Genomic DNA, 6,388 nt, shown 5'->3' with positions numbered 1-6,388 from the left:
GCATGGATGCGGCGACCGAGCTTACATGGACGTACTTGCAGCGTCCCCTGCACGGCCCACCCGCCCTGCCAACCGCAAAAACCCAGCGCGGCTGTTGCTCTTGCAGTCAGTCGACCAACGGTCGACTCTACCCAGCCGAACAGCCCGCCACGAGGGGCTCAGCCGTTCGCCGCAATCACAGTTCCGAGCGGATCCGCTCGCGCAGCGCCTGCAGATCCTTGGCAAACGCATCGATACCCGTCGCCAGCTTCTCGGTCGCCATCGGGTCCGCCGCCAGGTCCGCCGCGAACTTGGCCGCGTCGATCGGAGTGACCGCCACGCCGTCGGCCGCACCGGCCACCAGCTTGCGCGGCAGCTCGCCGTGGTCGGCGTCCAGCTTCTCAAGCAGGTCCGGCGAGATCGTCAGGCGGTCGCAGCCGGCCAGCGCTTCGATCTGCGCGGTCGAACGGAACGAGGCACCCATCACCACCGTCGGCGAACCGCGGCGCTTGAATTCGGCATACACGCCGCGCACGAACTTCACGCCCGGGTCTTCGTCGATGTTGGCCGGGGTCTGGCCGTTGGCCACGTACCAGTCCAGGATGCGGCCGACGAACGGCGAGATCAGGAACGCGCCGGCTTCGCTGCATGCCAGCGCCTGGGTCGGGTTGAAGATCAGGGTCAGGTTGCAGTCGATGCCCTCGGCCTGCAGGATGCGCGCGGCTTCCACGCCTTCCCAGGTCGCGGCGATCTTGATCAGGATCTTCTCGCGCGGCACGCCGGCATCGGCGTACATCTGGATGAACTGGCGGGCCTTGGCCACGGTGGCCTCGGTGTCGTGGGCCTGGTCGGCGTCCACTTCGGTGGACACGCGGCCCGGCACCAGCGTGCTCAGCAGCGCGCCGACGCCGATGGTCAGGCGGTCGGCCACGGCGTGCACCACGGCTTCGCGGTCACCGCCCTGCTGGCGGCCCCAGGCCAGTTCGCGCTCGATCAGCTCGGCATAGACCGGCAGGTCCAGCGCCTTCTTCACCAGGGTCGGGTTGGTGGTGCAATCCACCGGCTGCAGGCGCTTGATCGCGTCGTAGTCACCGGTATCGGCGACAACCACCGACAGTTCGCGCAGCTGGGACAGTTTGGACGAGGTACTCATTACGGCTCCTGGTGCAGGGAAATCGAATCGCGCGCGGTGCGCAGCGGTAATCAGGGACGGTCGTTGTGGACCGCAGTCACGCGCAGGCGCAGCTTGCGGCCGCCGGGCGCGTTCCAGTCGATGCTCTGGCCGATGGCCAGGCCAAGCAGGGCACTGCCGACCGGGGCCAGCACGGAAACCTTGCCTTCATCGACATTGGCTTCGCGGGGGAAGACCAGGGTCAGGACGTGCTTCTCGCCCGAAACTTCATCTTCGCACTCCACGCGCGAATGCATCATGACGATGCCTTCGGGAATCTGGTCCGGCGCCAGCACGGTGGCCCGGTTGAGTTCTTCGGCAAGCGCGAGCGCGGCAGGCGTCTGGCTCAGCGCAGGCGAATCAAGCATGGCCTCGAGGCGGTCCATGTCGAAGGTCGACACAGTGATGGACGGCGGCAGGCCGCTGGCGGTGTTCATGGTGGTGCTCCTTGATTGAAAGCCATGCAAAAGGCGGCACCACCTGGCGCCGCCTGACTGTATTGTGGGGACAAATGCGGCCGGAATCGACTCCCGCCGCAACGGCGCGCCGGCGCTGCCGGATCAGCCGTTCAGCAGCGGGCCGGACACGTCCGGTGCTGCGCCGGCCGGCACGCCCTCGGCATCGAGGGTGAACAGTGCCTGCGGCAGGCGCTTGAACTGGTCGGCCAGCTCCAGCAGGAAGCCATGCATGGCCGAGCTGCGCCGCCAGACCATGGCGATGCGCCGGCTGGGGCGGCCTTCGCCGGTGAAGTCGAGCAGGCGGATGTTGTTCGAACGCGGCACCGGCGGCTGCACCGACAGGCTCGGCAGCAGGGTGATGCCGACGTCGGCAGCGACCATCTGTCGCAGCGTTTCCAGGCTGGTGGCGCGGAATTCGGATTTCTCGTTGGCACCGAACAGGCGGCACACTTCCAGCGCCTGGTCACGCAGGCAATGGCCGTCTTCCAGCAGCAGCAGCTTCTGCGTGGCCAGTTCCTGCACGTCCAGGTGCTCGCGGCGGGCCAGCGGGTGGCGCCCGGACACGGCCAGCAGGAACGGTTCCTCGAACAGGAACTCGGCATGCAGCTGGTCGTCGATCACCGGCAGCGCCAGCAGGGCGGCGTCCAGCTTGCCTTCGCGCAGGCGCTCCAGCAGCACGTCGCTCTTTTCCTCGACCAGCAGCAGTTCCAGTTCGGGGAAGCGGTCGCGGATGCGCGGGATCACATGCGGCAGCAGGTAGGGGCCCAGGGTCGGGAAGATCCCCAGGCGCACCGTACCGGCTTCCGGGTCGCGGCTGCGTCGCGCCGCTTCCTTCAGCTGCTCCACTTCGGACACGATCACCCGTGCCCGCATCGCTGCTTCCTGCCCGGCCGGGGTCAGCATCACCTTGCGCGGTGCGCGTTCCACCAGCGGCACACCCAGCTCCTCTTCCAGCTTGCGGATCTGGGTGGACAGCGTGGGCTGGCTGACGAAACAGGAGGCGGCGGCCCGGCCGAAGTGCTTGTGATCGGCCAGGGCCACCAGGTATTTCAGATCGCGAAGATTCATCGTAAGACCCCAGGGGTAACGGACCGGCTTACCCAGCAGGCAATGGTGCCCCCGATACCCTGGGAACGAATGATCAGGCCGCCTCGGCCACCGCGCCGCTGCCCTTGCTCACGGACGAACGGATCAGGTGGTCGAAGGCGCTCAGTGCCGCGGTGGAACCGGCGCCCATGGCGATGATGATCTGCTTGTAGGGTACCGTGGTGCAATCGCCTGCGGCGAACACGCCCGGCAGGTTGGTCTGCCCGCGGTCATCGATGACGATCTCGCCACGCGGCGACAGCGCCACGCTGTCCTTCAGCCATTCGGTGTTGGGCAGCAGGCCGATCTGCACGAAGATGCCTTCCAGTTCGACCCGGTGGGCATCGCCGTCGACGCGGTCCTTGTAGACCAGGCCGGTGACGCGGCTGCCATCGCCGAGCACTTCGGTGGTCTGTGCGCTGGTCAGCACGGTCACATTGCCCAAGCTGCGCAGCTTCTTCTGCAGCACTTCATCGGCGCGCAGGCTGGAATCGAACTCCAGCAGGGTCACATGCGACACGATGCCGGCCAGATCGATGGCCGCTTCCACGCCGGAGTTGCCGCCGCCGATCACCGCCACGCGCTTGCCCTTGAACAGCGGGCCATCGCAGTGCGGGCAGTAGGCCACGCCCTTGTTGCGGTACTGGTCCTCACCCGGCACGTTCATCTGCCGCCAGCGTGCGCCGGTGGACAGGATGACCGAGCGCGACTTCAGCACCGCGCCGTTTTCCAGCTGCACCTGCACCAGGCCGTCTTCGCCGGCCGGCACCAGCGCGGTGGCGCGCTGCAGGTCCATGATGTCGACCTCGTACTCGCGCACGTGCTGTTCCAGCGCCGTGGCCAGCTTCGGGCCCTCGGTCTCCTTCACCGAAATGAAGTTCTCGATCGCCATCGTGTCCAGCACCTGGCCACCGAAACGCTCGGCAGCGATGCCGGTGCGGATGCCCTTGCGCGCGGCGTAGATGGCCGCTGCGGCGCCGGCCGGGCCACCGCCGACCACCAGCACGTCGAAGGCGTCCTTGGCGGCGATCTTCTCGGCGTCGCGCTTGCCGGCGTTGGTATCCAGCTTGGCCACGATCTGTTCCAGGGTCATGCGGCCCTGGTCGAACACTTCACCGTTGAGGTACACGGTGGGCACGGACATGATCTCGCGCTTCTCCACTTCGTCCTGGAACAGCGCGCCGTCGATGGCCACGTGCTGGATGCGCGGGTTGAGCACGGCGGCCAGGTTCAGCGCCTGCACCACGTCCGGGCAGTTCTGGCAGGACAGCGAGAAGTAGGTCTCGAAGCGGTAGTCGCCTTCCAGGTTCTGCACCTGCTCGATCAGCTCGGCGGTGGCCTTGGACGGGTGGCCGCCCACCTGCAGCAGGGCCAGCACCAGCGAGGTGAACTCGTGGCCCATCGGCAGGCCGGCGAAGGTCAGGTGGATGTCCTGGCCCGGGGTGCCCAGGTCGAAGGACGGCACGCGGCCCTGGCCGTCGCGCAGGACCTGCAGCGAGATCGTGTCCGACAGGCTTTCCAGGGTCTGCAGCAGTTCCAGCATTTCCTGCGACTTGGCGCCGTCATCGGCGTGCGCGGTGATCTGGATCGGGCGGGTCACGCGCTCCAGATAGGTCTTCAGCTGCGACTGCAGGTTGGCGTCCAACATGGTCTTCTCCTGGCTTCAGGCAAACAGGGGGCGTGGCACCGCTGTGAAAGGTAGCGGACCAGCGAGGGGGTAGGGGTGAACCCAAGGCAGCAGAGACAGCTGTGGAAGGGGCTGGCGAGCGATGGCTTGCTTGCTCGGCTGTCTTGGGTTCACCCCCACGCCGGCGTGGGGCCGGCACGGGGATGAGGAGCGCACCGCGGCGTGGGGCCGCGGCAGGCCGGTGCTGCTTTAGATCTTGCCGACCAGGTCCAGCGACGGGGTCAGGGTCTTCTCGCCTTCCTTCCACTTGGCCGGGCAGACCTGGTTCGGGTTGGCGGCGGTGAACTGGGCAGCCTTCAGCTTGCGCAGGGTCTCGGAGACGTCACGGGCGATCTCGTTGGAGTGGATCTCCAGGGTCTTGATCACGCCTTCCGGGTTGATGATGAAGGTGCCGCGCAGGGCCAGGCCTTCTTCTTCAATGTGCACGCCGAAGGCGCGGGTCAGCTTGTGGGTCGGGTCGCCGACCAGCGGGAACTGGGCCTTGCCGACGGCCGGCGAGGTTTCGTGCCACACCTTGTGCGAGAAGTGGGTGTCGGTGGTGACGATGTAGACCTCGGCACCTGCCTTCTTGAACTCGGCGTAATGCTCGGCGGCGTCTTCGATCTCGGTCGGGCAGTTGAAGGTGAAGGCGGCCGGCATGAAGATGAGGACGGACCACTGGCCCTTCAGGCTGGCATCGGAAACCTTGATGAACTCGCCGTTGTGGTAGGCGTTGGCTTCGAACGGCTGGATCTGGGTGTTGATGAGGGACATCGTTTTTCCTCTGGGTGAAGGGGAGTGGGTGAATCGACAGGAGCTAGGTTACCGATTCATCAGTGATAAGAACAATGCATTGATTTCATCTATTTGATAGATGCAGTCTATTGAAATGCGATGAGCCTGCCATGAATCCGGTCGTCGCCATCCTGCAAGTGGTTGTATGACAAGGGAAATCGTGGCGGGCCGTGAAGAAGGGCCGATAGCCCCTCCTTATCCCGCCCCGCCGGACCTGAATGAATCCGCGTTTGTAGAGCCGAGCCCACGCTCGGTTGCGTCGCTCCGTAGAGTCGAGCTTGCTCGACTGCTCTGCCGGCGCAGTCGAGCAAGCTCGACTCTACAATTGAGGCATGTCCTTCAAAACAGAACCCACCCTGCGCCAGGCCGTAGCCGACGCCAGCGCCCGCCTCGGCGGCATCGACGCCCGCCACGAGGCCGAACTGCTGCTGCTGCACGTGCTGGACCGGCCGCGCAGCTGGCTGTTCGCCCATGCCACCGATCCGCTGCCCGCCACCGATCTGGCCGCCTTCGACGCCCTGCTGGCGCGCCGCGTGGCCGGCGAACCGGTGGCCTACCTGACCGGCCGCCGCGGCTTCTGGACGCTGGACCTGGACGTCGACCCGTCCACCCTGATTCCGCGCCCGGAAACCGAGCTGCTGGTCGAGCTGGCGCTGGAGCGCCTGTCGGCCGATCGCGACCTGCAGGTGGCCGACCTTGGCACCGGCAGCGGCGCCATCGCCCTGGCCCTGGCCAGTGAGCGCCCGCAGGCCCAGGTGCTGGCCACCGACGCCAGCGCCGGCGCACTGGCGATGGCCGCGCGCAACGCCGCCCGCCATGAACTGGGCAACGTGCGCTTCGCCGAAGGCGGGCACGACTGGTACGCGCCGCTGCAGGGCCAGCGCTTCGATCTGATCGCCAGCAACCCGCCGTACATCGCCAGCGATGACCCGCACCTGCAGCAGGGCGACCTGCGCTTCGAGCCGGCCACCGCGCTGGCGTCCGGCCTGGATGGGCTGGATGACATCCGCCGCATCGTCGCCGGCGGCCAGGCGCACCTGCTGCCCGGCGGCTGGCTGCTGATCGAGCACGGCTGGGACCAGGGCGAGGCGATCCGCGCGCTGTTCGAGCAGGCCGGCTATGCGCAGGTGCAGACCACGCAGGACCTGGAGCAGCGCGACCGCATCACCCTCGGCCAGCGCCCGGCCTAGAATGGAGGTTCTCCTGCCTCGGCAGGGCATCACCCTGGAGCTG

6 protein-coding genes are annotated in these 6,388 nt (G+C 67.0%); 1 reads left to right on the top strand and 5 read right to left on the bottom strand.

Annotation, left to right across the window (positions count from 1 at the left end; translation table 11 throughout):
• Positions 1 to 175: 175 nt before the first annotated feature.
• The 5 genes from IAE56_RS11655 to ahpC form a co-directional block, all read right to left on the bottom strand.
• Positions 176 to 1,132, bottom strand: coding sequence for a transaldolase (locus IAE56_RS11655; protein ID WP_200752665.1), 957 nt, complete (start codon positions 1,130 to 1,132; stop codon positions 176 to 178).
• Positions 1,133 to 1,182: 50 nt separating this feature from the next.
• Positions 1,183 to 1,587, bottom strand: a complete 405-nt coding sequence (gene rnk, locus IAE56_RS11650) for a nucleoside diphosphate kinase regulator (RefSeq protein ID WP_004154317.1) — start codon at positions 1,585 to 1,587, stop codon at positions 1,183 to 1,185.
• A gap of 123 nt (positions 1,588 to 1,710) precedes the next feature.
• Positions 1,711 to 2,676 carry a LysR substrate-binding domain-containing protein gene (locus IAE56_RS11645; RefSeq protein WP_108767813.1) on the bottom strand — a complete coding sequence of 322 codons (966 nt, stop codon included), beginning with the start codon at positions 2,674 to 2,676 and terminating at the stop codon, positions 1,711 to 1,713.
• A 73-nt stretch (positions 2,677 to 2,749) separates the two neighbouring features.
• Positions 2,750 to 4,342, bottom strand: coding sequence for an alkyl hydroperoxide reductase subunit F (ahpF, locus tag IAE56_RS11640; protein WP_200752664.1), 1,593 nt, complete (start codon positions 4,340 to 4,342; stop codon positions 2,750 to 2,752).
• 228 nt (positions 4,343 to 4,570) lie between these two features.
• A complete protein-coding gene (ahpC, locus tag IAE56_RS11635; RefSeq protein ID WP_079220707.1) occupies positions 4,571 to 5,134 on the bottom strand; it encodes an alkyl hydroperoxide reductase subunit C in 564 nt (187 codons plus the stop codon).
• 353 nt (positions 5,135 to 5,487) lie between these two features.
• Between ahpC and prmC the strand changes: the two genes are divergently transcribed.
• Positions 5,488 to 6,345 (top strand): peptide chain release factor N(5)-glutamine methyltransferase, encoded by an 858-nt coding sequence (gene prmC / locus IAE56_RS11630; protein WP_200752663.1) that lies wholly within the window; start codon positions 5,488 to 5,490, stop codon positions 6,343 to 6,345.
• The last annotated feature ends 43 nt before the right edge of the window (positions 6,346 to 6,388 follow it).

This window comes from Stenotrophomonas sp. S41, from assembly GCF_016624625.1.
Lineage (GTDB): Bacteria > Pseudomonadota > Gammaproteobacteria > Xanthomonadales > Xanthomonadaceae > Stenotrophomonas.
This window is presented reverse-complemented; position numbering and strand designations above follow the sequence as displayed.

What these genes read in the sequence shown, in the direction of transcription:
- prmC (WP_200752663.1), top strand. Translation starts at nt 5,488, where the DNA reads ATGTCCTTCAAAACAGAACCCACCCTGCGCCAGGCCGTAGCCGACGCC.
- ahpC (WP_079220707.1), bottom strand. Translation starts at nt 5,134, where the DNA reads ATGTCCCTCATCAACACCCAGATCCAGCCGTTCGAAGCCAACGCCTAC.
- rnk (WP_004154317.1), bottom strand. Translation starts at nt 1,587, where the DNA reads ATGAACACCGCCAGCGGCCTGCCGCCGTCCATCACTGTGTCGACCTTC.
- ahpF (WP_200752664.1), bottom strand. Translation starts at nt 4,342, where the DNA reads ATGTTGGACGCCAACCTGCAGTCGCAGCTGAAGACCTATCTGGAGCGC.
- IAE56_RS11645 (WP_108767813.1), bottom strand. Translation starts at nt 2,676, where the DNA reads ATGAATCTTCGCGATCTGAAATACCTGGTGGCCCTGGCCGATCACAAG.
- IAE56_RS11655 (WP_200752665.1), bottom strand. Translation starts at nt 1,132, where the DNA reads ATGAGTACCTCGTCCAAACTGTCCCAGCTGCGCGAACTGTCGGTGGTT.